The organism is Bacteroides sp. 3_1_13, assembly GCF_001185845.1.
Taxonomy (GTDB): Bacteria; Bacteroidota; Bacteroidia; order Bacteroidales; family Bacteroidaceae; genus Bacteroides; species Bacteroides xylanisolvens.
Genome location: NZ_KQ236956.1, coordinates 1009918 through 1036893 on the forward strand (window position 1 = coordinate 1009918; position 26976 = coordinate 1036893).

At 37.8% G+C, this 26976-nt stretch carries 29 protein-coding genes; 13 read left to right on the forward strand and 16 right to left on the reverse strand.

The genetic code is table 11. The features are described from left to right. Positions 1-2 precede the first annotated feature (2 nt). From HMPREF9009_RS16680 to HMPREF9009_RS16700, 5 genes are read left to right on the forward strand one after another with little or no spacing between them, the layout of a single operon-like run. Entirely contained in the window at positions 3-662 is a 660-nt protein-coding gene (locus tag HMPREF9009_RS16680; RefSeq protein ID WP_004303128.1) for a hypothetical protein, read from the forward strand. Between the two features lie 22 nt (positions 663-684). Then, complete coding sequence (locus HMPREF9009_RS16685; protein WP_004303127.1) at positions 685-1098, forward strand: hypothetical protein; 414 nt, start codon at positions 685-687, stop codon at positions 1096-1098. A gap of 5 nt (positions 1099-1103) precedes the next feature. Further along, positions 1104-1289 carry a hypothetical protein gene (locus HMPREF9009_RS16690; protein WP_004303126.1) on the forward strand — a complete coding sequence of 62 codons (186 nt, stop codon included), beginning with the start codon at positions 1104-1106 and terminating at the stop codon, positions 1287-1289. Beyond that, positions 1270-1872 carry a hypothetical protein gene (locus HMPREF9009_RS16695; RefSeq protein WP_049702762.1) on the forward strand — a complete coding sequence of 201 codons (603 nt, stop codon included), beginning with the start codon at positions 1270-1272 and terminating at the stop codon, positions 1870-1872. Before HMPREF9009_RS16690 ends, HMPREF9009_RS16695 begins: the two co-directional genes overlap by 20 nt. Before the next feature lie 47 nt (positions 1873-1919). Next, a complete protein-coding gene (locus HMPREF9009_RS16700) occupies positions 1920-3587 on the forward strand; it encodes a DEAD/DEAH box helicase (protein WP_049702763.1) in 1668 nt (555 codons plus the stop codon). Positions 3588-3610: 23 nt separating this feature from the next. Here the strand turns inward: HMPREF9009_RS16700 and HMPREF9009_RS16705 are convergent, their stop codons facing one another. Continuing rightward, positions 3611-3853, reverse strand: a complete 243-nt coding sequence (locus tag HMPREF9009_RS16705; RefSeq protein ID WP_049702764.1) for a hypothetical protein — start codon at positions 3851-3853, stop codon at positions 3611-3613. A gap of 75 nt (positions 3854-3928) precedes the next feature. Between HMPREF9009_RS16705 and HMPREF9009_RS16710 the strand changes: the two genes are divergently transcribed. From HMPREF9009_RS16710 to HMPREF9009_RS16735, 6 genes are all read left to right on the forward strand, one after another. Next, positions 3929-4303 carry a hypothetical protein gene (locus HMPREF9009_RS16710; protein WP_049702765.1) on the forward strand — a complete coding sequence of 125 codons (375 nt, stop codon included), beginning with the start codon at positions 3929-3931 and terminating at the stop codon, positions 4301-4303. Positions 4304-4368: 65 nt separating this feature from the next. After that, the gene (locus HMPREF9009_RS26325) at positions 4369-4500 is read left to right on the forward strand and encodes a hypothetical protein (RefSeq protein WP_255353091.1); all 132 of its coding nucleotides are present in this window, start codon (positions 4369-4371) and stop codon (positions 4498-4500) included. Between the two features lie 38 nt (positions 4501-4538). Continuing rightward, complete coding sequence (locus tag HMPREF9009_RS16715; RefSeq protein ID WP_157446485.1) at positions 4539-4730, forward strand: hypothetical protein; 192 nt, start codon at positions 4539-4541, stop codon at positions 4728-4730. A gap of 348 nt (positions 4731-5078) precedes the next feature. Continuing rightward, positions 5079-5483 (forward strand): VRR-NUC domain-containing protein, encoded by a 405-nt coding sequence (locus HMPREF9009_RS16725; RefSeq protein ID WP_049703358.1) that lies wholly within the window; start codon positions 5079-5081, stop codon positions 5481-5483. Positions 5484-5587: 104 nt separating this feature from the next. After that, entirely contained in the window at positions 5588-5875 is a 288-nt protein-coding gene (locus tag HMPREF9009_RS16730; protein ID WP_049702768.1) for a hypothetical protein, read from the forward strand. 153 nt (positions 5876-6028) lie between these two features. Beyond that, entirely contained in the window at positions 6029-7009 is a 981-nt protein-coding gene (locus tag HMPREF9009_RS16735) for an exodeoxyribonuclease VII large subunit (RefSeq protein WP_198154755.1), read from the forward strand. Positions 7010-7122: 113 nt separating this feature from the next. Here HMPREF9009_RS16735 and HMPREF9009_RS16740 read toward each other — a convergent pair whose 3' ends face one another. The 10 genes from HMPREF9009_RS16740 to HMPREF9009_RS16785 form a co-directional block, all read right to left on the reverse strand. Then, entirely contained in the window at positions 7123-7623 is a 501-nt protein-coding gene (locus tag HMPREF9009_RS16740; RefSeq protein ID WP_049702770.1) for an HAD family hydrolase, read from the reverse strand. Between the two features lie 11 nt (positions 7624-7634). Further along, positions 7635-8624 (reverse strand): DNA-processing protein DprA, encoded by a 990-nt coding sequence (locus tag HMPREF9009_RS16745; RefSeq protein ID WP_049702771.1) that lies wholly within the window; start codon positions 8622-8624, stop codon positions 7635-7637. Between the two features lie 5 nt (positions 8625-8629). Next, a complete protein-coding gene (locus HMPREF9009_RS16750; RefSeq protein ID WP_049702772.1) occupies positions 8630-9223 on the reverse strand; it encodes a ComF family protein in 594 nt (197 codons plus the stop codon). A 3-nt stretch (positions 9224-9226) separates the two neighbouring features. Continuing rightward, complete coding sequence (locus HMPREF9009_RS16755) at positions 9227-9838, reverse strand: phosphoribosyltransferase family protein (protein ID WP_049702773.1); 612 nt, start codon at positions 9836-9838, stop codon at positions 9227-9229. A 270-nt stretch (positions 9839-10108) separates the two neighbouring features. Further along, on the reverse strand, positions 10109-10618 hold the full coding sequence (locus tag HMPREF9009_RS16760) for a hypothetical protein (protein WP_049702774.1): 510 nt from the start codon (positions 10616-10618) through the stop codon (positions 10109-10111). Further along, entirely contained in the window at positions 10615-11109 is a 495-nt protein-coding gene (locus HMPREF9009_RS16765; RefSeq protein ID WP_049702775.1) for an N-acetylmuramoyl-L-alanine amidase, read from the reverse strand. The genes HMPREF9009_RS16760 and HMPREF9009_RS16765 overlap by 4 nt, the downstream gene beginning before the upstream one ends. After that, entirely contained in the window at positions 11106-11564 is a 459-nt protein-coding gene (locus tag HMPREF9009_RS16770) for a phage holin family protein (RefSeq protein ID WP_049702776.1), read from the reverse strand. Before HMPREF9009_RS16770 ends, HMPREF9009_RS16765 begins: the two co-directional genes overlap by 4 nt. A gap of 27 nt (positions 11565-11591) precedes the next feature. Next, complete coding sequence (locus HMPREF9009_RS16775) at positions 11592-11858, reverse strand: hypothetical protein (protein ID WP_049702777.1); 267 nt, start codon at positions 11856-11858, stop codon at positions 11592-11594. Continuing rightward, positions 11855-12178 (reverse strand): hypothetical protein, encoded by a 324-nt coding sequence (locus HMPREF9009_RS16780; RefSeq protein WP_008998680.1) that lies wholly within the window; start codon positions 12176-12178, stop codon positions 11855-11857. Before HMPREF9009_RS16780 ends, HMPREF9009_RS16775 begins: the two co-directional genes overlap by 4 nt. Positions 12179-12189: 11 nt before the next feature. Further along, positions 12190-16188: a hypothetical protein gene (locus HMPREF9009_RS16785; protein WP_049703359.1), complete on the reverse strand. Its 3999-nt coding sequence runs from the start codon at positions 16186-16188 to the stop codon at positions 12190-12192. 569 nt (positions 16189-16757) lie between these two features. On the opposite strand from HMPREF9009_RS16785, the gene HMPREF9009_RS16795 reads away from it, so the two are divergent. Both HMPREF9009_RS16795 and HMPREF9009_RS16800 read left to right on the forward strand, forming a co-directional pair. Next, positions 16758-17150 (forward strand): gp53-like domain-containing protein, encoded by a 393-nt coding sequence (locus HMPREF9009_RS16795; protein ID WP_049702779.1) that lies wholly within the window; start codon positions 16758-16760, stop codon positions 17148-17150. Positions 17151-17166: 16 nt separating this feature from the next. After that, positions 17167-17697, forward strand: coding sequence for a DUF4376 domain-containing protein (locus HMPREF9009_RS16800; RefSeq protein WP_049702780.1), 531 nt, complete (start codon positions 17167-17169; stop codon positions 17695-17697). Here HMPREF9009_RS16800 and HMPREF9009_RS16805 read toward each other — a convergent pair. The 5 genes from HMPREF9009_RS16805 to HMPREF9009_RS16825 are packed head-to-tail and all read right to left on the reverse strand — an operon-like array spanning position 17667 to position 26926. Beyond that, the gene (locus tag HMPREF9009_RS16805) at positions 17667-18197 is read right to left on the reverse strand and encodes a DUF4376 domain-containing protein (RefSeq protein ID WP_049702781.1); all 531 of its coding nucleotides are present in this window, start codon (positions 18195-18197) and stop codon (positions 17667-17669) included. The two genes, HMPREF9009_RS16800 and HMPREF9009_RS16805, sit on opposite strands and share 31 nt — an antisense overlap. A 16-nt stretch (positions 18198-18213) precedes the next feature. Continuing rightward, positions 18214-18624, reverse strand: a complete 411-nt coding sequence (locus HMPREF9009_RS26475) for a gp53-like domain-containing protein (RefSeq protein WP_259018449.1) — start codon at positions 18622-18624, stop codon at positions 18214-18216. Between the two features lie 25 nt (positions 18625-18649). Further along, complete coding sequence (locus HMPREF9009_RS16815) at positions 18650-21253, reverse strand: gp53-like domain-containing protein (protein ID WP_232313598.1); 2604 nt, start codon at positions 21251-21253, stop codon at positions 18650-18652. Positions 21254-21290: 37 nt separating this feature from the next. After that, complete coding sequence (locus tag HMPREF9009_RS16820; RefSeq protein WP_049702784.1) at positions 21291-22256, reverse strand: hypothetical protein; 966 nt, start codon at positions 22254-22256, stop codon at positions 21291-21293. Then, a complete protein-coding gene (locus HMPREF9009_RS16825; protein WP_083444206.1) occupies positions 22253-26926 on the reverse strand; it encodes a phage tail tape measure protein in 4674 nt (1557 codons plus the stop codon). Before HMPREF9009_RS16825 ends, HMPREF9009_RS16820 begins: the two co-directional genes overlap by 4 nt. Positions 26927-26976 lie beyond the last annotated feature (50 nt).

Here is a 26976-nt window from a genome sequence, read left to right on the forward strand (position 1 = left end):
TTATGTCAAATCCCGATTCATACTATTCACGTTCGGAAGTCAGTAATTCAGATCTGACAGAGCTTAAAAACTATCTTTATCCCCGTGTTCAATACGGGGATAAAGAAAAGGCTTTCAAGTTCGGTACTCTCGTAGATGCTCTTATCACAGAGAATGACCGTGTCCGGTATGACAAGCTGATGGTAGACGATTACTTGTATACGACAGAAGAATTTGAGCTAGGGCTTGAAATGCGTAAGGCGCTCCGGAAAGAGGCGGAGAAAGATCAATTCCTGGCTGTCGTGTTGGCGCAATCTGATACACAGAAGTTCATGGTAAATAAGCAGCAGGAGTTCTATTATGGAAATTTTGCCTACCATCTTGATACACGATGTAAATGGGATTGGTGGTTGTCTGCTTACAATTTTGGAGGTGATTTAAAAACGACTTTTGCAGAGTCACAGGCGCAATTTGATGAAGCTATCGACTTTTTCGACTGGGACCGTTCCCGTGCCTGGTATATGGATATTGCAGGGAGCAATAGAGATTTCATCTACGCAATCTCAAAAAAGAACTGTAAAATCTTCAAGCATTTTATCACCGACCGTAACCACCCTACGTATATCAAGGGGAAAGAGAAATACGAGGACCTTGCTTTTAAATGGTGGCAACTAATGGTTTAAATATATTTTAAGTGAAAACAATATGAACTTACTAATCACTCCAAAAGAACAAATTTTGGCTGAATTACAAAATATTGATTCTTTTCTCAATATCACAATGAGCGAAAATGCTGAAGAAGCCGTACAGCGTGGCAATGACCTGGCTGTATATGTTGCTCGCTCCGGCAAACTGCTTGCAGACTCGAAATACTGGCTTAATGAGACAATGAAGTCCGAGGTCATGCAAACACTCGTTGATACAGCTAAAAATGCGAAAGCGACAGCAACAGCGATAAATGCCCTAATTAGTTCTTTATGCCGGGAGGAGCGATATCTCGTCGATTGGTGCGAACGTTGTAACCGGACAGCAACACATCAATTATCATGGTGTGTAACTGTGATAAGTAAAGCAAAAGAGGAAATGAAAATGGCCGGAATGCATAACAACAAAAAGTAATTATCATGAAAATTTTAAGAAAAATTACAATCGGACTGGCCGTTGTCGGCCTGTTTACAGCATTATCTTTTTCTCAAAGAGAAGATGCAACATCAAGAGAAATAACTACGGCTGCCGTCATGGGAGTTGTATCAACATTTAGTATTATCACTTTATCAACCAAAGAAGATTATGGAACAAGCAAAAAATGAGATTAAAAAGGCGGTCGTTAAGAAAGACCGGCTGAATGTTGTGTATAATGAACGCTTCTCTGAAGCAAACTACACGAATGTAATTAACAAGAGCTGCGATCAGATCATTCACAGCGATTTAAGGGAGGCGTTTATTCGGCTTAGATTGCATCTCGTCGTATTGTGTGAACAGCCAGAGGCTTCTAATATCAACAAGGATAGCTTTTCTTCTCCGGGCTATGCAGAGACACTAGAAAATTATATCATTACAGGTTATGCAAATGACAGCGTCGATGGTGTTTCTGGAATTACTATCATGGGGTCTAAACTTCTTCAGTCCGGTAAAGTTGTTGATCTAAAAATCTTCGTCCCTCTTCTTGATGAACAATACCCTTACTATGAGGAATTAAGTATTGACGCTGCCGCTTGTGATGCGGAAGTTGAAAGTTATCTGTTTGAAGAAAAATGGGGAGTCAGACAGGAACGACTGGATTTCGAAACAGATGAACCGGAAGAAGCCGTCGTAATTGAAGAAGAAAAGCCGAAAGGGAGGGGGCGCAAGAAGCGCTTAGAAACTCCTGCACCTCTTGACGCAACCGCATAAATCACTCTTGGGGGATTAATCTCCCCCATTAAACAACACTCTAAATCATGAATATTGAATTAAAAGGAGATAATTTCGAATTATCATTCAACTATAAGACTTCTATTATAGAACGGGTTCGGCAGATTCCCGGAAGACGTTTTGACGGTGCTAGAAAAGTTTGGATAGTACCTACACGGAGTAGAGTTGATCTTGAAAGAATGATTTATCAGATACAGCAGTTTGAAAATATAAATTGGGTGAGCGGAACTACAAAGAAAGAGGAAGATATTGCTTATGATGTTCCGGAACTTCCAGATCTAACAATTCCGCATAGCTTAAAAATTCAGCCTTATCCCTATCAACTCAAAGGTATTGCCCGAGGATTGGAGCTAAAGCGCTTCATGAACTGCGATGAACCAGGACTCGGAAAGACATTACAAAGTATTGCTACCATCAATCTAGCGAACGCTTTTCCCTGTCTTGTCATTTGCCCATCATCATTGAAAATCAACTGGCAACGGGAATGGGAGAAGTTTACGGATAAAAAAGCAATGGTACTCACAGATAAAGTACGTGATACATGGACCTTCTTTTATCAAACAGGAATGCATCAAGTCTTTATCGTAAACTATGAATCACTAAAGAAATACTTCGTACAACGCATAAAGAAAGCCGAAGGCTGGACGCTGCGCGATGTGGAATTTAGAAACTCAATCAATTTATTCAAGTCTGTTATCATTGATGAAAGCCATCGCTGTAAGTCTGCATCTACTCAACAGGCAAAGTTTTGCAAGGGTATTTGTACAGGTAAAGAATGGGTGATAGAGCTTACAGGAACACCGGTAGTAAATCGGCCTAAAGATTTGATTCCACAGCTGGCAATTCTAAACCGTATGGATGATTTCGGTGGCTACAAACCATTTGTTAACCGGTACTGCTCCGGACAAAGAGAAGCATCGAATTTGAAGGAATTGAACTTCAATTTATGGAAATATTGTATGTTTCGTCGTGAAAAGTCTCTCGTCCTTACAGATCTTCCAGATAAGATACGCCAGGTAAATACATGTGAAATTACTAATCGTAAGGAGTATATGGATGCAGAGCGTGATCTTATTATGTATCTACAGAAATATAAGGATGCCGACGATGAAAAGATTGAAAAGGCTCTGCGAGGGGAAGTCATGGTACGTATCAATATTCTACGGCAGATCTCCGCACGTGGAAAAGTACGCGATGTTATTGAATTTGTGAAAGACTTCCGAGAGAATGGAAAGAAGATAATTCTCTTTTGTTCGCTTCATGAAGTTGTAGATCAACTGAAACGTTACTTTCCCACTGCCGTATCTGTTACCGGTAGAGATTCGCAGGATGAGAAGCAAAGAGCGGTTGATGCCTTTCAGAACAATCCAAAAGCGGATATAATCATTTGCTCGATAAAAGCGGCTGGAGTTGGTTTAACGCTTACTGCATCAAGTAATGTCGCTTTTGTTGAATTCCCTTGGACGTATGCTGATTGTTGTCAGTGCGAAGACCGGGCACACCGTATCGGGCAAAAAGACTCTGTTACCTGTTACTACTTCCTTGGCCGGCGCACTATTGACGAAAAGGTCTATCGCATAATTCAAGAGAAGAAAAACATTGCTAATGCTGTAACTGGTTCTACCGCGGATATTGAAGAAAATATCGTCGATATGGTTGCACGTATCTTTGATACTGATTATGATGATGAATAATTTAAGTCTGCAAAGATATGAATCTAATCAGGCTGAACTGGTGACCAAATGATTTCTCCATTGATATATCTGAAGTGTATTGAGGAACGGTTTGCAACCTTCTCTCCTGAAAAAGTAAATTCTTTATGAAAATTCTCACTTTCATGGTTAATGGTAATAACCAATGTATCATTTGTCGTGACTTTCTCTGTATTGATTTTATAAGATACAGATGTTTCAAGTCTACTTGAAGGGCGGATTGTTCTATTACGATATATTGTTGACATATATTTGTTTTTTTGCAAATATAATAATAAACTAATAAGCCTTGGGCGGCTTTATAAAACCCAATATTAGAAAGTATGAATAAACTTGGAATTTTGGCGGCTATCGTATTTGTCGCAATTGTTGTGGGATGTTTTGTTACCATCCCTTATTATAACGTTTGGCAGCAAGAAATGTCTGGAAAGGCTGAATTCGCTAAAGCAGAACAAAACCGTAAAATAAAGATTGAAGAAGCTAAAGCTAATCTGGAAGCTGAAAAACTGAATGCCCAAGCTGAAATCGAACGTGCCAAAGGTGCTGCCGAAGCGATTAAAATTGAAAATGGAAGTATTACTCCTGCATATATCCAATATTTGTGGGTACGTCAACAAAGCAATCTGAATGATAAAACTGTGATATACATACCAACGGAAACAAACCTTCCTGTTTTGGAAGCGTCGAGAAATAAATAATAAATCTGCTATGCGGTAGATTCTTGTTTACCGCATAGTTCAAATCAGTATAGAAAGGAATCAAAATGAAAACATTTGAAGTAACATTAACGATTGAAGCGTCCGACTGTACCACAGTAGAGGATGTTTGTAAATCTTTAGAAGAGAATAGTTCCCTTATCGAATTTGATTTATCAGAAGGGAATATTACAGATTAATGTATCAGAGTAAGAATTTGAGTAAACCAAGAATAGATATGAATAGTAAAAACAACAAAAATGAATCACTAATTGAACATATTGATAGTTTGATTGGTGAACTTAACATTGTGAGAAATCATGTATTAAACAATGACTTGCAAACGGCGAGTGAATATACCAACGCTATAGTGACAGGAAGTGAAGAGTTGAGAGACAAGATTGAGGAGAATGATAATGAAGATAATTAAGTTATAACAACTTTCAAAACAAGAAAGAATTGAATGAAACGTCCACAGAGTAATGGATTATTCGAAGTTGCAGGAGGTCAAGAGAAAGAACGTGGCTTCTGCTGCATGAAACTGATAACTTTCCTCTCTGCTAATAATGTAACAGATTGGGATGAATGGCATGGAGCGCATCTTTCTGCTATGTCAGGGAGATGTCCCTATGCTTCGCAGTGCCCAATTCATGAGAGAACGATAGCAGTAGTAGGTAGAAGACCAATACAATTTAGCTTATTTTGAATAATGACTAAAGAAAAGTGCATTTTATGCGGAAAAGAAACGGTATCGGTTATTAAAACTGGTACCGTCTTTATGTGTTATAATTGTTATGCAGATCAGCGTAATCCTACGCGCTCTAAAGAAGTACATAATAACGAGGAAGCTCGAATACAAACAGAGTTCTTTAAACTTATTCCTCTATATTTCCCTAATATACCTGACAAACTTATATTTGCCGTTCCGAACGGTGGAAGCCGTCATATACGTGAAGCTGCTAACCTGAAACGTCAAGGAGTAAAGCCTGGTGTTTCTGATGTGATCGTACTTATTCCCAAAAAGGGTTTTGCTTCTCTCTGCATAGAGTTTAAAACGAGGGTAGGGAAACAGTCAGAAGAACAGAAAGAGTTTCAAAAACAAGCGGAATCATGTCGTAATAAGTATGTGGTAGTTCGAAGTGCATCACAGGCAATCGAAGAATTACGAAAATATCTTTCTTAATAGAATTGAAATTTGTAATACTGAAATTCCACAGATTGAAATAGCTTTTATATGATAGGGGAGAGGGCATCTATTTTTTATATCTTTGCTCTAAAATTACAAGTATGACATTTGAAGAAGCAGTATCATTAGTTGACCGGATAAAAGAGCAAGTTATCGGTGTACCTGTTAAAGGCCGCTTGATTGAATCTTTGTTCATTGGGCCTACAAACTGGAATGAAATGCATGTTTTTATGAATATCAGTTTGCAAAAAGGAGAGGATGAAGCTATCAGCGAGTTTATCGGAAAAAGTTTCTCTGTGTATGGCAGGTCAGTAACTTATATTAATCCGGATCTTCCGCGGTGGGATGTAACTGTGCTGGATGATTGGGAAAAGACTATTTATAATTAAAAAAAGTGTCTGCAATGGGCAAATAAATAGAAATTATTACTATCCTCATAGTAAGCATGGAGGGTTAATAATATGGGGATTCAAACATTAATATTTTATCTACAAAACTAGCTAATGTTTGTTTTTTTACTACTTTTGCAAAAAAACAAACAAATGCATACACCTAACTCTATTTCCTGCATACTCAAAAGTAATCTAAGAATACCTGATACTATTAACAATCAAATAGAATTAAAAGGACGATACAAAAAGAATGGTACTAAGGATTATAATGGATTTTACTTCGATACCTTAATTGATGAGAATACTGAAGAATCTATAGTTATAAAAGTCAGCAAAGGCATTAGAGATCAGCTTGAAAATGACTATATTTATTCGTTCACTGGAGTGCTTGTTATATCGAATAAAAAAGACTGCTTATTCCATTGCTATTTAAGTGTAACAGACACAACAGCTAAGCTGGAAAGAAGAATATCCACAAAAGAAGAACAAATACTTAAATTGTTGGAAAAGAAAAGTGGAAAGAAAACATCTAATATATCAATTGAATTAGAAGATATATTATTAAAAAATATAAAGCCGAAAATATGTCTGCTATTTCCTCAAAGAACAGAAGTCAGAACAGAATTCTGGGATGCATTAGGTTCAGGAATAAATATGTATGACTGCCATGAAGTTCAATGTAACTTTGGCAGCATACAAGAGTTTACCCGTTGTATAGATAGTTTAGATTCTAAGAAGTACGATGCTATTTTCATTTTAAGAGGAGGAGGCGAAGGATTAGAGTTCTTCAGTAATTGTGAAGTTATCAATTCTATATTAGAATGTAATACTCCCATATTTTCAGGAGTGGGACATGGAGATTCAAACATTCTATTGAGATCATTCGTTAGTGAATACAAAAACAATCCAACTGACACAGGATACCACCTTGCTAAATTAGCCAAAGGTACTAGAAAGCGGATAGAGGACCAATTAGAGTCCAACAAAAATCATAATAATATGATCAAAAACAAAGATGCCATTATTGAATCGCAAAAAGCACAAATAGATGAACTCAAGAAAAATAAAATGATTTATATTTTAGCAACAGCAGCAACAGTTGCCATTATATTGTATATGCTGATGGGGTAATACTGCGATTCATAGATCATCCTCATCACCGGAATGCAAGTTTAGTTCTAACTAGTCAAAGGGGGATAGACATAGAGAGGTAGCTTATTCGGCTACCTCTCTAATACATAATACTATTTTAATAGAGATATTATCTCATTAGGAGTATGAATTACATGGTCAGCATCTGATCTTAACAACGACTCTTCATTAGCACTTCCCCATAAACAAGCTACACTTTCAATTCCCGCTCCATTTGAAGCTATCACATCACTAACCTCATCTCCAAAAGAAATAACATCTTCCGCACTTAAACCTAATTGAGTCAATGCTAAATTCATTCCTTCCGAGTTTGGCTTTTGTAATTTGACATCATGATAAGCAACAACTGTATCAAAAGGTATATTGAAGTGATTTAACACTTTCTTTACATAAGCAGAAGGAGCTTTACTCACAATTCCAACTTTTAAATCATTATCTTTTATAAATTCAAATACTTTGTCATAAGCTTCATATAATACAAATTTAGGAATCAGTGAATAAACCGTATTCCAATTGCGAGCACTTCTATACGACTTAGCAATATTTGAGTCTACTAAGGTTTGATCAAGATCAAAAATTATACCTTTCTTCATAAATATACATATTAGAATAATAGTTGTGATTCGTAATCATGTTTATACTGAAGCTGGTTTCCTGACTGCAAGAATTTGTATAACATATTCGCTTCACGTAATTGAAGAGCTCCTTTTCTGATTAAATAACTATTTCCACAAACATTCTCCATTTCATTCACACGTTGATCTTTATAAAAGACCGCTGCTAAAATTTTATTATTATCAATGGTCGTTTGGACAGCGTGCATTGTGCCACCCTTTATCCCAGTTTGAATTACAATTGTAGCAATAGCTAACCCGGCTTGTAACCTATCTCTTTCTACGAAGTTCGTTTTAAAAGCAGGAGAGCCATAAAAATACTCGGATAGTAGTACTCCACCTTTTTCTACTATTTCTATAGCAATGCTTTCATGTGCCTTTGGAGAAATAGTATGAAGACCATGAGCTAATATAGCTGTAGTTGTTCCATTTTTTACAGATAAGGCAGCTTTATGAGCAATAGTATCACATCCTAATGCTAAGCCACTAACAATATTAAATCCTTTTTCTGCAAAATATTCTCCATAATATTGCCCTGCTTCTTCTCCTTCTATGGTAGGGTGTCTTGTCCCAATTATTGCAATTGATTTCTTATTATTAATACTATTAATATCACCTTTATAATTAAGTATTATTGGAGCTACATCTTTAAATCTATTATTAGTATATGATTTCAGCTTTTTAAGTTGTATCGGAAACAAATTATCATATTGAGAAATGATATGTACGCCGTTATTCAAAGATTTATCTAAAACTCTTTGAGCTTCATCAATAGCTTTCTGAAAAAGATCTGGAGTCAACTCTTTATTTAATCTTATATAATGAGTTTTTATGCACTCCCGTACATATGATACAATGTCATTATCAGAAAATAAGTTACGTTCTATCATGGCTTTAGCTACCAACTCCACTGTCTTAGGACCAAAACCGGGTAAATGTTTTAGTTTAATAATTAATTCCGTCTCTTTAGATATACTCATATCAATTATAAATTTTCGTTAGCATGTTCATCATGACTCGTTCTTGCAATGCAAAATAAATAAAAAGTTGCGTTAGGCCATTCTTCTTTTAATGTTTTTATTATTTCAGCAGATGTGACGCAAGCTGTTGAAATATCATCGACAATCAACACCGATTTATTATTAAGATCTTTTTTTACCTCTATTTCAAAAACTCCGTCCATTTCTGCCTTCCTAGAAGCTAAATCCGGTAATCTATGTAGAGGAGTAGTTACCCTTTTTTTCTTTAACAAACGTGGTAAATATGTTGCAGAAACAGCATCTGCAATAGCAATAGCTAAGGGTCTTAATTTTGAAGATTTCAATGCTGTTGTTTCAGAACTTCCTAATGTTCTAATAACATAATCAAACTTTAAGTTTGCGCTATTTATGGCTTCAATGCATTTATCGATAATATACTGATCATTTTTATCATTTCTATTCCATTTAAATTGCTTAATCATGCTAGTCCACTTGGTTGTATCTGTATATCCTTTAGGAATATAATATACTATATGGTATGCCTCTTCCAGACCTGCATCTGTATATTGAGGATCATTTGATAAACTTTTTAATTTCATACATTACTCTCTTGTTGTTTTTGCAATAAAAATACCAGTGACACTTTTAGCACCTGTTTCTAAAAGTTTAGCAGAAACTTGTTTAAAGGAGGAGCCTGATGTTATAATATCGTCAAATAGTAATATATTTTTATCTTTATACTGTTCTGAATTTATTATTAGATATGGTGTTATATTTTTATTACTAGTGCCTTTCGTTTCTTCATGTTCAATTGCAGAAAGGTAGTTAAAACCGTTTTCAATATTTAAAGCTTTAGCTACTATACTACAAAAATATTCAAAACGCTTATTTGTCTTTTCTGGTTTTGAAGCAGGTATTATCATTAAACAGGTGTTTTCAAGATTAACACTCTCTTTTTTAATACTTTCCACTATTATATTAGCAGCATATTCAACATCAGCTTTATGTCCATCTTTAAAACTATATATAAAACTACGAATAGTCTTTATATTAATATCTACATCATTTCCTATACTAGATAAAGGGTAATAATCATGAATTACATAGTACTTACATTCTTTAAAAGTCATGCTTTTTTCTTTTCTCATTCGAACTAAACATGAATCACGATGACGGAATTCTTTAATTTTCTTATCATATTTAAGAGTATACATAGCATTTTATATTTAAGGATTAATGATTTTCAAAAATAAAAATAGATATCAAAAAAAACAATTTTAGAAGAATGTTTATAAACATAAAGCCAAACCTCATTACACTTGGTCGAGCTCCATTCATAATTGGAGAGTCTATACCAAATATTACAACAGACATCCACGTTTGTACACAAATGTACCGATTATAAATGAGATAAGTAAAAGAAAATATCCCAATTTTCGCAAGCAGGGATATTCGAAGTTTCTTTATTATGAATTTAAAAGTAGTTATTTCCTTCTTATACTGCACACAAACCAATAGACGACGATTAAGGTAATGCTACCTATATAGACTTTGTCTTTATATAAATCCCACCATGAAAGTTTTACTATCTTTTCCTTTTGGCTTAAAATAGCATCCATTCTATACCCCAATGAATCCAATCTATTCGAGAGCTGCTGCAAAGTAATAGATAGTGTTTCGTCAACTTCAGTCCGTTCTTGCTCCTGTTTGGAAGCGGTGGTAGTACTTTCTTTGACCGGGTATTGTTTTCCGGTTGAATCCGGAAGCGATAAGTAAACTGTTTTATTCTCAATTTTCAGATCACTCAACTTGTCAGTAGTAATCTTCGTTTGCTTACTTACATCAGTCCTCAATGACTCAATTATACTTTGAATACGACTCAATTCACCGGAATAGTCTACCTGCTTTTGAGTTTCCATATTCCGGGAAGTCTTGCAGGAAGTAAACCATATTCCCGACATCAGGAATATGGTTATATAGATTAGCGTTTTCATGGTCGGATCACTGTATTACGAAGAAAATTAGAAAATTCACTTCTTACATCGAAGCAGGGGCACGCCTTAATATATTCTTTTGGCTCTATCTCTCCACTGCTGTCCAGATCCGGCGAAGTATCACGGTGTCCGAGCACTTCAATTATAGGGTATTCCTTACAGAGCTTCGCGACCAATTCGCGTAGTGCCATCTTTTGAGCTGGAGTACGTGTATCTGCAGGTTTTCCAGATGCGTCCAAGCCTCCGATATAACAGATGCCAACACTATGCTTATTATATGAAGACTCTGAAAATCCTTTGGTATTACAATGCGCTCCGTCAATGCTTAACGGTCGCCCATTCTCAACCATTCCGTCAAGGTTAACAATGAAGTTATAACCGATCTGATTGAATCCCCGAGCCCGGTGCATCCGGTCAATATCTTTGGCTCGTAGAGCCTGTCCGGCACGCGTGGCCGAACAATGGATGATAATTGCATCAATAGTTTTCATTTTGCGTCTCCTTTTTGTAAGTAGTTCGTTAAATAGGGGATGTTCTTTATAAACTCAACACTTAATACATAGTGCAAGAAAGCTACTACCTTATGGCCATTGCTAGAGTTGGGTAGAATTTCTTTGATATTCCTTAGAATGTTCACCCCGTAGAAATAGAAAACGCTATACGTAATAAATGAAACACATTGTAGCGCACCTTCCGGATTTCCTTTGTGTTCACCAATAAAGTAGATGCAGCTAACCAAGGCAAAGAAAATAGTTGCTTCTACGATACATCTCCAAGCCTTTTTAAAAGAAAAACTCTCATGATTGATAAGGAGTGCAGTAAGTAGCCCGCAAATGAAATTGAGGGCAAATACAGCAATAAGACTTTTGATCTCCCCAGAAATAGGATTGAGATAAGCAGCTATGCCGGTAACCAATCCAATAAGTAAGTTTTTGAAATAATCCATATCATTTTTATCTAAAATATTAATACTTTATTTTAATACCTCGCTACAATCATCAATAGCTGTCTGAAATACTTGTTTCACTTCGCCAAAGGTTAGCCCATGATCCTCATGTAGCGAGAATCCGGTTACTCCATTTCGCGAAGTATTGAAGAAACCTACTGTGGCTTCATCCTTAATAATCTCGGCAGTAATATCTTTCACCGCTTCGGTACCACGAGTTGACATTCTGTACTTAATCCTGATAGCGTCCGTAACCTTAGTTGTGGCAGTACTGTTAGTTGATGTAATGTTCATTCTTTACCTCCTCCTTCAATTAGTTCATTAATTTGCCCGAAAGCACCTGCTGTAAAGACATCTGCACAAATCTCCTTTAAGAGAGTGGCGTCTTCTGTTGTAATCTCAAGTATTCCTCGGTTATTTATGATTTGTTGGAGCATATTGTAGGCACGTAGTTTTTTTGCCATATCCATACCTGATTGAGGATTCATACCGGCAGCATAAAGCGCTTCCGAAACCATATCACGAAGAAACTGCTTCTGTTCCTTGCCATTGACTATTTTAATGGCTTCCTTGCCTCTAAAATCTATTAAAGGTTTGTTTAAATTTAATTTCATAATCATTAATATTAAGCGATTGATACTAATAGTCCTTTTCTGAACTTCATATTACTACCAAAATCAAAATCAATTCCTTGGTAATAGTTTATACTTCCATCTGAATTCCGGCTTGTAATACAACCAAAATTATCGGCAAGGCATAATTCACTCGATAAAGAACCTTTCACATAAACTCCTCCATCAAAAAAGCCGGCGTATGTTGTACTAGCCAGTGGGTAGCTTCTGTCTGATGCATTTAGATTTCTGGAAGCATAAATACAAGCTCCACCAAAATTGGAACCAATAGATGCGATCCCAAAACGTCCGTCTGTTTCTGCATTGAAAGTAACGTTAACAACGCCTTCTTTTGCCGTTCCAGAACCTAATTTCAAACTACGAGATGTTCCGCCAAAATACCCTGAACGCGTCCAAACGAGACGTCCATTTTCGATAGTAAAACCACCTATGAACCCGGAGTCAGCATCTATCCTGCGAACCTTTATCAAATCAGTATTCAAATACCCGCCTACAACAATTGTAGTACCAAGTTTTGCATATTCGACTGCATCCTCAAATGCTAATTTACCCAATCCGTCTCGATCAATCTTGGAGTTAATCATTGTCTGCAGATCACTATGCAGTGCGGTGATTGTAACAGCACCTTCCAAATTAATTTTAGATGAATGAATCGTCGTTTCACCTGCTGCCTGGTTAATATAAGATATAAGCGTATTGCCGTTTTCCAGTTCTTTAGAAGCATATATCTTATTACCGTCAGCTGTAGTAATCCAACCTGCAGTATCTATCCGCTGCGTCAGGCTGTCAACTCGAGTTACTTGTGCGGAGATTTGAGTATTGAGTACTTTCAAATCGGCTGTACACTCATCGGAATAGCTTTTCAGTTTGTCGTGAATAGCTTTGTTTGCTTCTTCAACAGCTGTATTAAAACTAGCTAAAGCAGAGTTGAATAGAGTAAACTTATCATCTACATTCTTTTTTTCCTCAATAGTCGTTTGTCCATCTGCAATAGCCGTATTTATTGCAGCAATAAGATTATCAATAGCACCAAATAAGGAAACCTTGGCATTAAGTAAGGCTGTTTTTGCAGAACCTTCCAAATAGGTGTTTACATATAGTTTGCTATATGTCGCTTCAACGGCAGATTTCGTATTTTTGACTGTATTCAAATACTTCTCTATCGCTTTCGCTTCCGCCCCATCAATGATACCGTCCGCAAATGCGCCATCCACATAATCATGTAAGCCATCGACTGAATCGGCAGCGTCCTGCGCAGCTTTAGCAGCGTTCGCTGCATCCTCTAAAGCTTGTATTGCTTGTTGCAGTGCCTCGTCAGAATATTCCTTTAGTTTATCCTGTATTGCCTTATTTGCTTCTTCAACAGCAGTATTAAAATCAGCATAGGCAGAATTAAAAAGAGTGAATTTACTATCCACGTCTTTCTTTTCTTCTGTTGTCGTGAATCCATCAGAAATTGAAGCATTGATAGCATTAATCAAGTTTTCAATACTTCCCATCAATGTAACCTTAGCATTGAGCAAACCAACCTTTGCAGAGCCGGATAAATAAACATTCGTGTAGAGTTTATTATAAGTTGCTTCGATAGCTTGTTTAGTGTTGTTGATCGTATTGATATACTTTTCAATAGCTTTTGCCTCTGCTTCGTCTATAAGACCGTCAGCGAAGGCTCCATCTACATAGTTATGAAGTCCTTCCACTGAATCGGCAGCATCTTTGGCCGCTTTAGCTGCATCCTTTATTTCCTGATGAGCAGCTTCCCATTCAGACAGATTTTCCAATCCGGAAGAACCTGCTTTTATTTGGATGTTACCGCCTATCTCACTTTTTACCAGATCGAAATATGTATCACCGTCCGGCGAAAGGATTCTTTCTGTTGTTACGCGGCCCGGCAGAATTTCAGTAAATCCGTATAGCTGAACAAAACTTCTACTACCTTCATACTCGCTGTTAAGCACTCCGGTGAGTAAATGATAATATCCAGTTATCTGTTCTATTTTAATAGCTGTTTCACTCAAGAGGAATGTTCCAGCTTGATTCTCCTTGCCAACTTTAGCATATAGATAATATTTCTTTTCCGGGTCAATGAGTGCCGGAGAATTGTATTCAGCCATATCCCAGTACTTATATTCGTCTGCCTTATGTGAAGAAGAAAGAGAACTAATGCCGAGTGTTAAATGCTGAAGGATTCCTGCCGGAGCGTTCAGTATTCTTGTGCTGGCATTATAAGTAATATTGTGAGATACCTGAACTGGATTCGTTTTTGAATTGACAAAACGGAATTGCAGGCTTTCATCACCTACAAGCAGTTGCATGGTTGAAACGGTTATTGGATTGACAGAGCCGGAGAAGTTCAGCAGTGCATCTTCAAGCATGGACATCGTTTCCTTTGCATCCCGGAACCGACGCTTAGTAAACTGCAGGGCGTCCTTATGCTTGATATCTACCTCTACTTTGTTCGTCTCAATCTTATTCAGATCACTTGAAACAGATGTACTGACTGGTTCGTTTGATAACTCTATTTCCGGAGAATATGGATTATTAATATAGCGCTTGATTCCGATCATGCGAATAAGAGAACCTTCCGGATGAAATTGCGTATCATAGAAATCAACATACCCTCCGAGTACTATTTTACCGCCTATCTCCAACCAGCGTTTTTTAGCCCAAATACCGTCCAATGTCCCGGTAAATATGAATGCTTTATCTTCATGTTCATAGAGGTATTTAGCTGCTTCCTTGAAAGCTTCCCAGCTCGCACCTGTTTGTGTGCTGTCATTACAGATATAAGCCTTCGGCAATTGCATTCCGAACACTGCGTATGTATCACCAACCTTCGGGCGCCAGACTTCCGGTTCCGGCATTGTTATCCCATCGATTTCTTGCGGAACAATTTCAAATCGACGTGCCTCTTTCTTGTCTTTCGCTTCATGGATATACTTTACTTCGAACTCCTTGCCTGTAAGCATGCCGGTTTGGAAAATGACAGTCATACTTTCTCCAGCTATGAGACAATCTTCGAAATTCAACTCTTCAGGAATGTCTTTATCTACAAAGTCAAAGAAGTTATTCTTCTTGTTCACTTCAATAACAGCACTGACAGTACCGACACGGGAAGGATAAATAGCTGTACAGTCCAGACTATCTTCCTTTGCTGTTGTAAGTTCTTTATCGGCACGCATGACACAAGTTCCATCCGCATCGGTCTTATAGATACGCGCCTTAGTAGAATCGAAGCCCTCTTCATTCTCAAATTTGATTCCATCAAATCGGATAGTCTTATTCTTTGGAAGTAACAGGTACTTAGATCCGTATGTGGAATAATCAATATTGCGATCTGTAGTTTCTACCAAAATTATTTCGGGTGGTATATCCCCGGATTCGCGACCAACACCGACCTTAAAACCGTGGCCTTTACCATACGACAGTTTCAAAGGGTTTTCCTTGTTATACTCAACTTTACGCAGATGGATAGTCCTAATTTGTTTTCCTTCAACCGTTTCTTCAATGATCTGCCATTCTGTTTCATATAGTTCTGCAAGTTGATTGAAAGCATTAAGAATATAGGTGTGATTGTAGTTGATTACTTTTTCCGTTCCTTCAATGCAATCACCGACTTTCCAACCGGTACTCCGACGGTTCAGGTTTTCAACGAGTAGACGTAGATGTTCATGTGGCTTGGCTGTATATGAGAATTTAATACTTCTGTCAACGGTATGACGTACTTTCCACAGCATAGCATCAGCCTCCCCAGTTTCCAGAATCAGAGTATATTCGAAGTTACGTTCACCGTTCTTCTTGAAATTGCTATCCCTCTTCAAAGAATAACGCTTCCCGTAGAAGTCACACCAAGAGCCGACCGGTATTTCCAAGTATCCAGGATGAGAAAAATACAAAGTGAGTGTATCTTCTCCCATGATAGCTTCATAAGAGTAGCTTTCATCTTTTACTTCGATTTTTATTTCCTTATCATCATTATATAAAGTTACCATGTCCTTAGAATTATATCCTAAAATATAAACGTCAAATAGAAATGTATTGAATAATAGGCATAAAAGTAAGGAAATGATAGACGAATCATTGATAAAATAATATATTACACACAACATCAACTGCATTGTCACGAAATAAATCCAAATGAAAAATATTTAAAAGAAATCACTCAAAATGTAGTTTAATTCACCTAAGTTCTCTCGGGACAAATTGTGCGTTAAAAGATTTTTCCAATGTTACGACACAGAACCTCGGACAGAATGGTTACTGTAAGTTTCCAAATGGACTGTTAATCCAATGGGGATATGGTGGTGGGTATTCAGGGGCTACTAATTATTTTTTTTCTACGTCTTTTTTAAACACTTACTATTCAATATCAATGTGTGCAGAATATGCCGTTACTGCTGAATCCGTCGTTTTATGCCCTTATATTAACACTAAAGCTACTACTTATTTCAAAGGTGGTATGACATATACAAGTGGTAATGTAGTATATCCTACTTCTTGGAAATTCTTTTGGATAGCTATAGGCCGTTGGAAATAGAAATATTATAACATAAATTTGATTATGGATAGATTTAGTAGAAAATTGGTATTACTTTTATTGCTTGTAATTTGGCAAAGTTCTCTCGGAACTAATGCAATTCAATCATCTGGTCAAAGTTTCGGACAAAATTCATATATTAAGTTCAATAATGGTCTATTAATCCAGTGGGGAGTAAAGGCTGGAGCTGTAGGATTCTCCTCATTATATCTACCTACAAGTTTCTATGATACGAATTATATCGTACAACTAACGGGAGTATCAGCTAATACAACAGAGATTATAGTGTATGCTCCAACAATATATACTAAAACAGTTTCTTCATTTAAAGTAGGTACAAGGTATATAGCAAGCGGAGGAGAAATAGCTTGGACAGGTTGGCAGTTTACTTGGTTTGCAATAGGTAAATGGAAATAATTTAAAAACAAATATCATGAAATATTGGAAAAATGGATTCTATGACGAACCGGTAGACGGTTCGGTAGAAATTACGGATGAATATTATCAAGAGTTACTGGCTGGTCAATCTACCGGCTTGATAATAACTGAAAGCAAAAAAGGATATCCTATTTTAGTTGTGCACGAGGCTACTATCGAAGAAACCAGAGCGCAAAAACTTGATGAATTACGATTGTTCGATTCATCTGAAGCAGTGAATCAATTCAGTATAAACGGAGTATTTGGATGGCTGAATAAGAATACTCGTGTAGGGCTTATGAACTCAATTAGTATTGAAAGAGAAACTGGACGATCTGAAACAAGTATTTGGCTAGGTGATACGCAGTTTATTCTCTCTATCGAGAAGGCCGTTAATATGCTGCAACAACTAGAATTATATGCCCTTGCGTGCTATGACACAACACAAAGGCATATCAACGCTATCAATCAATTAGAAACAAAAGAAGAAATTGAAGCATACAACTTCAAAACTGGTTATCCCGGAAAGCTCAACTTTGCCGGATAACCTATCGTATAATCGTAGTTTTCGATTTCCTCAATAGTCTGCAATGATCTGACTGCTGCGATGTGCGATTGTGTCACATTGTAGCAGTTTAATGCATACATTTCAATCTCATTCAGCATTGATAAAGCGTCAGGTATAGGGATAACATACTTCACTGCATCATACCACAGGATTGTATGCGTTTTCCCTGCATTTTTCTCAATCGAAATTGAGTTAAATAATCCAACACGTGTGGATTTGTCTAACCACATACTTTCCCCTTTAATTTTAAAAGAATTGACATCGGCCGATTTGTCAAATATCTGTATTTTAGATATTTTCATTTTTCGCACTTCTTCGATGTCGTACTCATATTCTACCAAAATCGGGTATCCATTCTTACTTTCAACTATCAGTAAACCGTTAGACTGCCCATCTAATAGCTGATTGTAATGCTCATCCGTTATTTCTACTGAACCGTCTACCGGTTCATCGTAGAATCCATTTTTCCAATACTTCATAATATTTGTTTTTTAGTTATTTCCAACGCCCGATCGCAAACCAGTCCCATGATTCTTGTGATAATCCAGTAGTACCCCCACTTGCATAATTTCTATTCAAATAAAATCTACTAACTGTTTTATTTATTGCCAAAGGAGATGATGAATATACGGCGGAGTCACTACTAGGCTTATATACAGTTGCAAATATTTTATATTCAGTATTATAAAAAGATGTAGGCATAGTCACACTATACGAAGCTGTAGATGAACCTCCAACTCTGCCCCATTGTACAAGTAATCCATTATTGAATTTTGCATAACCGTTCAAGGATAGGTTTACGCTCATTGCGTTCGATAGATCAGCTAAAGCATACGTAGTCCCGAGAGAACTTTGCCAAATAATTGTGGCAAAAATCAATACTATTTTTCTACTAAAACAATTCATAATCAAATTGATGTTATAATATTTCCTACTTCCATCTTCCTATTGCGATCCATCCGAATATCTCCCCAGCTTCAATTGTTGGACCTACCGAATAAACTTTGAAATAAGATATATTTTTCCCATTTATCATTTTTACTATCGAATTCATAACAGAAGAAATAGCAGTAGTTACTACAACATATGAGGTATTATAAAAACTAGTAGGAAAGTAAACTATTTGATTTACGCCATTTCCTCCAGTTCCCCACTGAATCAATAACCCATCCGGTAGCTTATAATATCCGTTCTGGGATAGGCTTTTTGTTGTTACATTGGAAAAATCTTTCAATGCGGCGTTCGTCCCGAGAGAACTTAGTAAAGTTTTCTCCGCATCCGTCATGAATTTTCTTGTAGTACTTTCTTCAATCATTGATGCTGGATGAGAAGCCGGATGAGAGTAATTATTAGCTCCGGAGGCTATTCCGCTAAGTTTTGTACGTTCTGCATCCGTCATAAAACGATGAGTCGAATCTTCTTCAACGTCCGTCGCTGTATGTTTATGAGAACTTGCAGCATAACTACCCTTGGGTTGGTATGCTGAATCGTGGTTGTGATTTCCTGCCGCCTTACTATTCCAAGTAGATCTTTCCGAATCTGTGACAAATCTATGTGTAGAATCGTCCGTAATGTCAGTTGCTGCATGTTTATGAGAAGACGGTGCATAGCTACCTTTAGGTTGATATACTGAATCGTGATTATGGTTTCCCGCAGCTTTACTGTTCCAAGTGCTTTTTTCTGCATCAGTAACAAAGCGGTGAGTACTATCCGGAGTAATATCCGTTGCTTCGTGTTTATGCGAACTCGCTGCATAACTTCCTGCTGGCTGATAGACCCCTGTATGAGTATGATTCGACGGGGACGCACCAACCTCGGAAGCTGTATAAGATGGTTTACTTGCAGCTTTCGCCCATGCAGGCACATCGCTTGCTGGCATAGAAGTTGGAAAATCACTTATTTCAGACTTCTTATGAGTATGCGCTTTAGGTGTACGTGCGTCACTTAGTCGACTATCATTTCCTTGGCAAACAGTTCCGGAAGTTGTGCCAAAGTTCTTATTGAAAGCTGTATTTTTTGAGAATACAGGTTCGTATATTCCTGCATGGTTATGTGTATCCAAAGCTGCTTTCAAAACCTTCCCTTGTTCGGCAGAAAGGACCTTGCCAGTACCACCACTTGTTAGGTTGTTGACAATATCGGAAACGTTGATTTTCTTCCCTAACTCTGTTGCCATGGTAGCGGCGAAGTTCGGATCATTATTAAGGGCATTAGCCAATTCAATAAGCGTGTCGAGGGCTTCCGGTGCTCCAGCTACAAGTGCATCCACTGCATCTTTTACTTTAGCATCAACTCCAGAAACTGCGTTATTGGCGGCCTGTGCTGCCGCATTTGCGCTATCTGTGGCAGCTTTAGCAAGAGCTGTTTGCGCTACTGATGCGTTTTTGGCTGTATTAGCATCATCAGTAGCTTTTTTCGCTAAAGCTGTTTGGGCTTCCGATGCAACTTTGGCAGCGTTAGCCTCTTCTGTTGCTTGGTGGGTTTCTTCTTTGGCAGCATTAATACTTATAATTGCTGCGTTAGCGTCATTAGTAGCTTTCTTTGCAAGAGCAGTCTGTTCAACTGATGCGTTTTTGGCAGCATTTGCATCATTCGTAGCTTTTTTTACAAGTTCTAGTTGTGCGGTAGCATCTCCTGTAGCAGATGTCATTTCTTGTATAATACCGCTATACTCTGACTTACGTTGGGATTCGGCTTCTACACGTTCTGTTTCAGCAGAGACACGCCTAGTCTCATTTGAGGAACGAGTATCTTCTGCAGCTTTGCGGGTATCTTCATTTTGCTTTCTTTTATTTTCTTCGGATACCCGGGCTGTCTCCGCTGATTTACGTTCTGTTTCAGCGGACTTTCTTTTGTTTTCTTCTGATACTCGGGCTGTCTCCGCTGATTTACGGTCTGTTTCAGCAGATACGCGTTCAGATTCGACAGTAACGCGATTATCTTCGGCTGTCACACGTGCAGTTTCATTCGTTTCTCTCGTGGATTCGGCTTCTTTTCGTTCATCTTCGGCTGTTACGCGATCTGTTTCAGCTGTAGAACGTGTTGTTTCAGCCGCTTTTCGTTTGTCTTCTTCCTTCACACGTTCCGATTCTGCAGAAGAACGTCCTGTTTCAGCGGTCTTACGTGCATCTTCATTACTTTTACGTGTTTGTTCATCTGACACTCGTTTATTTTCTGTTTCAACGCGGCTAAGTTCTGCAGATACACGTTGCCCTTCAGCGGTCGCACGAGCTGCTTCCTCTGCTTTACGGGTATTCTCATTTATGATACGTACTGATTCTGCAGCTGACCGGGCTTGTTCTTCATTTGAACGATTTCTTTCAGCATCGATACGAGTAGCTTCATTGCGTTGTCGAGTATCTTCATTCGCTTCTATTTGGGTTCGGGAATCATCGGCCGTCTTTGCTGCGTCATTGGCCTTCTTTGTTGCTGCAACTACGTCATCATAGGCTTTCTTTATGAATTCAAGACTAACTTTTACACTTGTTTGTACGCCATTCACCATTTTAACGCCAATAGTGTACAATCCTACCATGCTATCAGCAAGCGTTAATTCGCTGATTTTTTTCTTTTTAATTGGCATAATTTTTTAAGTCAATATAAAATATTCCATCTTCTGTTATGATAAATTCTCCTGCTTCGGATGCAAGCAGGAAGTCTGTTTCTCCAATCCGGAAACTAGTAAATACAAGTTTCAAGGTAAATTCCCACCATACCCCATTATTAAGAAGAAAATTGTTTGTCTGGCAACTCTTATAATAGCAAGGATAGCTTTCACTCCACTCATCACAATAAAATATACGTTCCGCATCGGAATACTCATATCCTTCATTATCTGTCTTAGCAGACAGTTTTGTGAGATCATAGAGTAGGGCATCGCGATTACGCCAGAACGTTTCAATCGTCCCGGCCCGCATCAGGCATTTGAGAGATACTTCTTTGGTTTGGAATTTCACAACTTCACCGTCATAGATTGCTCCATCTTGACGTTTGAAATTCTGTAATAGGTTCTTTTTTACCGTCGGAGCCTTTAGTATTTCAGCATTGCTACCTTGCAATACGACTACGCCATAATCGGATAAGTCTTTGTTATCAATCTCGTAACCTTTAGGCATTGGAAGCTCATTTACGGGCTCCTGGTATTCGTAATCGACTTCTCGGGGGAAGTCGTTACTAAAAATAAATTTAGCAACTTCAAGGCTCGGATTAATAACATAGTTGCTTTGGGAAGACAGACGTAACTTATAACTCCTGCCGATTAAGGGAAAGTAAAATTCATGATAACTCAAGTCAGAAAGTATATCAATCAGTCCACTAATACCCAAACTGCCTATATATGCAAACTCAATGCTTACTTCAGCCGTATCCAATATAGGACTAGAAAGATCAAATTCCTGTCCGTCTTCTTCTGGCCAATCATTCTTGTCCGGTTCCTTCATGGCTGGAAATGCTACCAGGTTATTATAACTTCCCTTTGTAATACATATACCCAAACTGATATAAGCATCTATTCTGTCTATTAGTAATTGCCCTTTCATCGCTTAAGTGTTATACCTTTAGTGTTTAACGTGTCTATTCCCAGCTTTACAGCGTACATGAACTCCCTTATTTCCACAAGGTTAGATGTGTAATTGGAGATATCCGATAAATGGGAAACAATAGTATCATTACATCGAAGCATTTCAGCCATATTCTTATCCATATTTATGAGATATGACAGTTTCTCTGCTATTTTCTCTGTTCCTGAATTAATACTCTTAACTTCCTCATTTATAGAATAGGTATGCGAAGTCACTACAGCAAAACTACCGTCTAGCTTATCTGCAGAGTCTTGCGACATTGAAGCAAATCCTTTCTTTGATGCCTCACGCTCATCGTCGTTATCATTCCAGCCGAACATTTCTGCCATTGCATCTCGTTTTACTTTCATTTCATTAGAGAGCTGTTGCCCTTCTGCCTTCAGTGCATTATACTCATCTTCAGTCATACCGTCATCCATAGCATTGTTAAGTTTTTCTCTCCAAGCCATTAAGCTGTCCATGAATTCTTCTTTAAGCATAGAATTTACGATAGCATTCTTCATGTATTCCTCGAAATTGTCGGCGAAATCAGCACTATCAGCATCCATGTCTGTTAGTAGATCTTGAAAGTCAGAACGAAGAGAAGCATAATCAATAAGAGTTGTATCAGCAATTTGTTGTTCCAATACCTCTGCCACTTGTCCGACACCATTTGCGATTTGATCGGCAAATTTCTGTGTGTCTGAATCAAGTTGAGACCAGAAGATACCGGCATGTTCCTGAAGTTCCGCAAGTTGTTCATCGGTCAAATCAAATAGGCCAGTCATACGACCACCCATTTTCTTCTTAAATTCCTTTACGGACATGTCTAATGCCTCTGCTGCTTGTTTCCAGCCCTCATCTGACATATCTTCAACCTCGCTGTACCCTTTTGAGTGAGACTTTCCAGAAGCACCAGAATTTAGATACTGCCGACCTAATACTTTTGCATTCTCACTTTGCAATTTTATGTTAGCGATGGCTGCTTCATATACTGCGTTTGCAGTATCTCCTGTAAGAGTTTCTGCTAGTTCTAACTGTTTCTCAATTACCCGATCAAGAATGTTGATGTAGGATTCATATGCTTCTTTTGCCTTTTCATATTTCTCGGTCGTATCATCCTTAGTGAACATACTGAAAATCTTCGTCGCTACCTGTATTACTGCACTAATAACAGCAAGAATAACAGATGCCTTCTCAACTGTACTGATAGCGTTAGCCGATGTATCTGCTGCCATTTCAACACCACTCATAGCAGTCAATGCAAAGGTCCCTATTTCACCAATCAATGAGATAATTTCACCAGCCGGTCCACCGATTGATTTTCCAACATCAGTTAATGCGTCTGATAATTCATCTAACTGTGCTTTTACATCTTTCTCTGCTTTCTTTACCTTAGCATCCTTCTGTACCACCTTATCTTTCGCCTCATTGTATCTCGAAGTCTTTTCTTTTACTTTATCCAAAGCCTGTGCCTCGGTCAGATAAGCTTTTGTGGAATCAATTTTACCAGTCTTTTCGTTGAATTTAGAGGACTTGACACCATTTTCAATCTTAGCACCACCTTTTACAGCTTCTTGAGTCTGTTTAGCATTTTCTAATTCAATTTGCGCATTAGCTAACTCTTCCTCTGCTTCTGCTAGTTCTTTCTTCTTGTCAGATAATGATTGAAACGGGTTACGTGAATCCAATTCATCCATAATTGATTGAATAGTACTAGTATATTCGCGAAGCTGGTCCGGAGAAAGAACTTTGGCAGCCGTACTCTTTGCATTCTCTAATTGAGTCAGCAGAGAATTAAGAGTTTCAGAAGACGTTTCTTTCAGATTTTCAAATGCACGAACATACTCCGGAGACTCTTTCAACTTATCGTAATCCAGGCCCATCAATTCCATTCCCTTGTTTTTTGTCGCCTGGGCTATGGAACGATCAATCTGTTCTACTTGATCTGTATCTCCATTCTTTACAGCTTGTTTTCGTTGTTCCTGCAGGGTAGCAATATCTTCATTGAACTTTTTCTCAATTGCGAGACGTTGATCTGTATAATCCTGATACTGATTCAACAGTTCGGATAAGTCATCTCCACGATTATATTTAGTATTTGTAACTTCCTTTTTTTCATTAGCAACTTTATCAAATGCATCAAACTGTTTCTTTACTGGCTCTGATTTGACATATGCTGATGCATTGAAGGTTTTCTTTTTATTTTGTGGATTAGCTTCGAAAGCTGAACGAGCTTTTTCAATTTCTTGTAATTTCTTATCCTCTGCTTCACGCTCGATAGCCTGTAACTCTAGATTATGATTGAGTTTCCTTTGTCTAAGGACCTTTTCGCTACTCTCTTTGAGCTTGTTGATTTCAAGTTGTTCGAGTTCATTTGCAGAGTCCTCTTTCATACGCTGCTGCTCTCTATTCTGCTTATCTAGCAGGAGTTTATACTTCTCCTGTTCTTCACGGAGCTTGTGAGCTTGGTCGTCCTGCTTGGAAGATGAATCATAGACTTTTAATTCTTTTTCAGCTTCCTTCAGCTTCTTGATATTTTCTTTGTAGGAAGTAATAACGGCAGAATCTATCCCTTTGAACTTTCCAGCATCCATTTGCTTCTTTTGTGCTGAAGCGATTGATTCCAATGCTTTCGTAGCATCATCTTTTTGTTTTGTCCAAAAGGCTTTATTTTGAATGGCTGCTTTTTCTTCTTCTTTCTTTTGTTCTTCCTTTGCTTTCTTCTGAATTTCATTTATTTTCTCTACTTCTTCTTTTGCAAGACGGGCAGACTCTGCAGCTTCATTCTTCTTTTTGGCTAATCGTCCAATTTTTATACTTAATCCGGGATCCTCAATACCATCTTTTCTGTTTTTTTCAGCTTCATCGATAGCCTTTTGCCATTCAGCGGTAGCTGCATCAAGTTCTTCTTGCTTCATAACAGCTCTAACCTTAATCCCCATAACATATTGCTCATTTTTATCTTTGTTGAGTAGTTTTAAAATATCATGGAGTTCCATTGTTTTAATCTTCTCCAAATCAAGATTTTTTAAAACATTTGGCATTATAGATTGAAGTTGTTTGTATGCACTTAATTTATCAAATTGACTGGATGTTTCGTCTCTTATAATATTAACAAGGCTTTCTGCCTTATTTCTCAATTCATCAAAATGTTTTTTTTGAGTCTCCATAGCAGCATTATGCTTTTTCATAGCTCTTTCGGAGTCTGATTCTGCTGTAGCACATTTATAAATTGCATAGCCAAGTCCAGCAAAAGCAGCTGCAGCTAATACATAAGGATTAGTTAACATTGCAGCAGCATTTTTTAGTTGTGCAATAGTTTGAGCTTTGAGAGCTTTTGTCAATAAGATTCGAGAAGATGTATTCTTTGCAATCATTGTTGCCTCAATAGCATACAAGCCTTTCTTTAGGACTAAATCTGCGGCCTCAATAGCACGCTGTCGATTTACAATTGCTGTTACCGTTGCATATACTTGCTTAGCAGTACTTACAGCAAGAATACTGCCTTTGTATCCTGCAAGGGCAGTCGTAACAACAACTATTAATGCTCCTATTTCTTTCAATGCTTCTTGAGCGCTTCCGTCAGCAAAGGCTTCATTCATAGATTGTGCCGCACTGGATATCTCTTTCAAAATTTCCTGTCCTAACGGGCGAAGGGCTGCTGTTATATTATTACTAAGAAGCTTCATTTGATTCTCGGTTGATGAAGACATTTCTTTGAAAGCAGCTTCTGCTGCACCTGTTGCATTTTTCATTTGATCCAGATCGGACGCAGCACCTACTGCATTCTGTCCGGTTATCATTAGGGCGGCTTGTAAAGCTTCGTCAGTACCTAATAACTCTTTCATTTTTGTGGTACTTCCATTTGCTTCGTTATAGATGAGCTGTAATGCTTCTTGGAAAGAACGTCCGGAAAAGGCTGCATCACCTAAATGGTTAGCCGTTCCCATAATTGCCGCACGTATTTTAGTCATAGCTTCGGCTGTTGGAACTCCTTGTTTAGTTATTGATACGACAGCTGCTAGCACGTCTTCGATATCAATGCCAAAGGACGAGGCAATAGGAGCAGCTTGAGCAATACTCTTTCCAAGTTCTCCCATTGTAGTCTTACCAAGCTTGGCTGTGGTAAATAACATATCAGAAACAGATTCTGCTTCGGAAGCTCCTTTTTTATACGCATTAAGAATTGTAGTGATAGCATCTGCCGAAGTAGCCGTTTCTGTAACGCCACCGATAGCAGCCTTAGCAGATACTTTTAGAATATTCATAGCATCCGCTCCATCATGTCCTGCAGATACAATCTGATATAGTGCTTTAGCTGATTCTACGGCTCCAACTGGAACCTCTCTAGTCATATCGATAGCACTATTCATGAAATCGGTAAGACTGCCTTTTATTCCGCTTGAAAGTGTTGCAACTTCTTTCATGCTTTGCTGGAACTGCTTTTCGAAGTTATATGCTTCTTTGGCTGCTTGAGTAAAAGCGATCCCCGCACTAATGCCAATCCCTCCGAATACATCAAAAGCGGTAATTTCACCGGCCATTGCCTTTATGATTCCCATCGCTTCTTGACGCCCGGAATATAGCCTTGAATTATCTATACCTGTAGCGAAATATAACGCACCATCTTTATTCTGAATACCCATATAGCATTTATTCTTAAAATATAAAGAGGAGGTAAAATTTGGCTATTTCG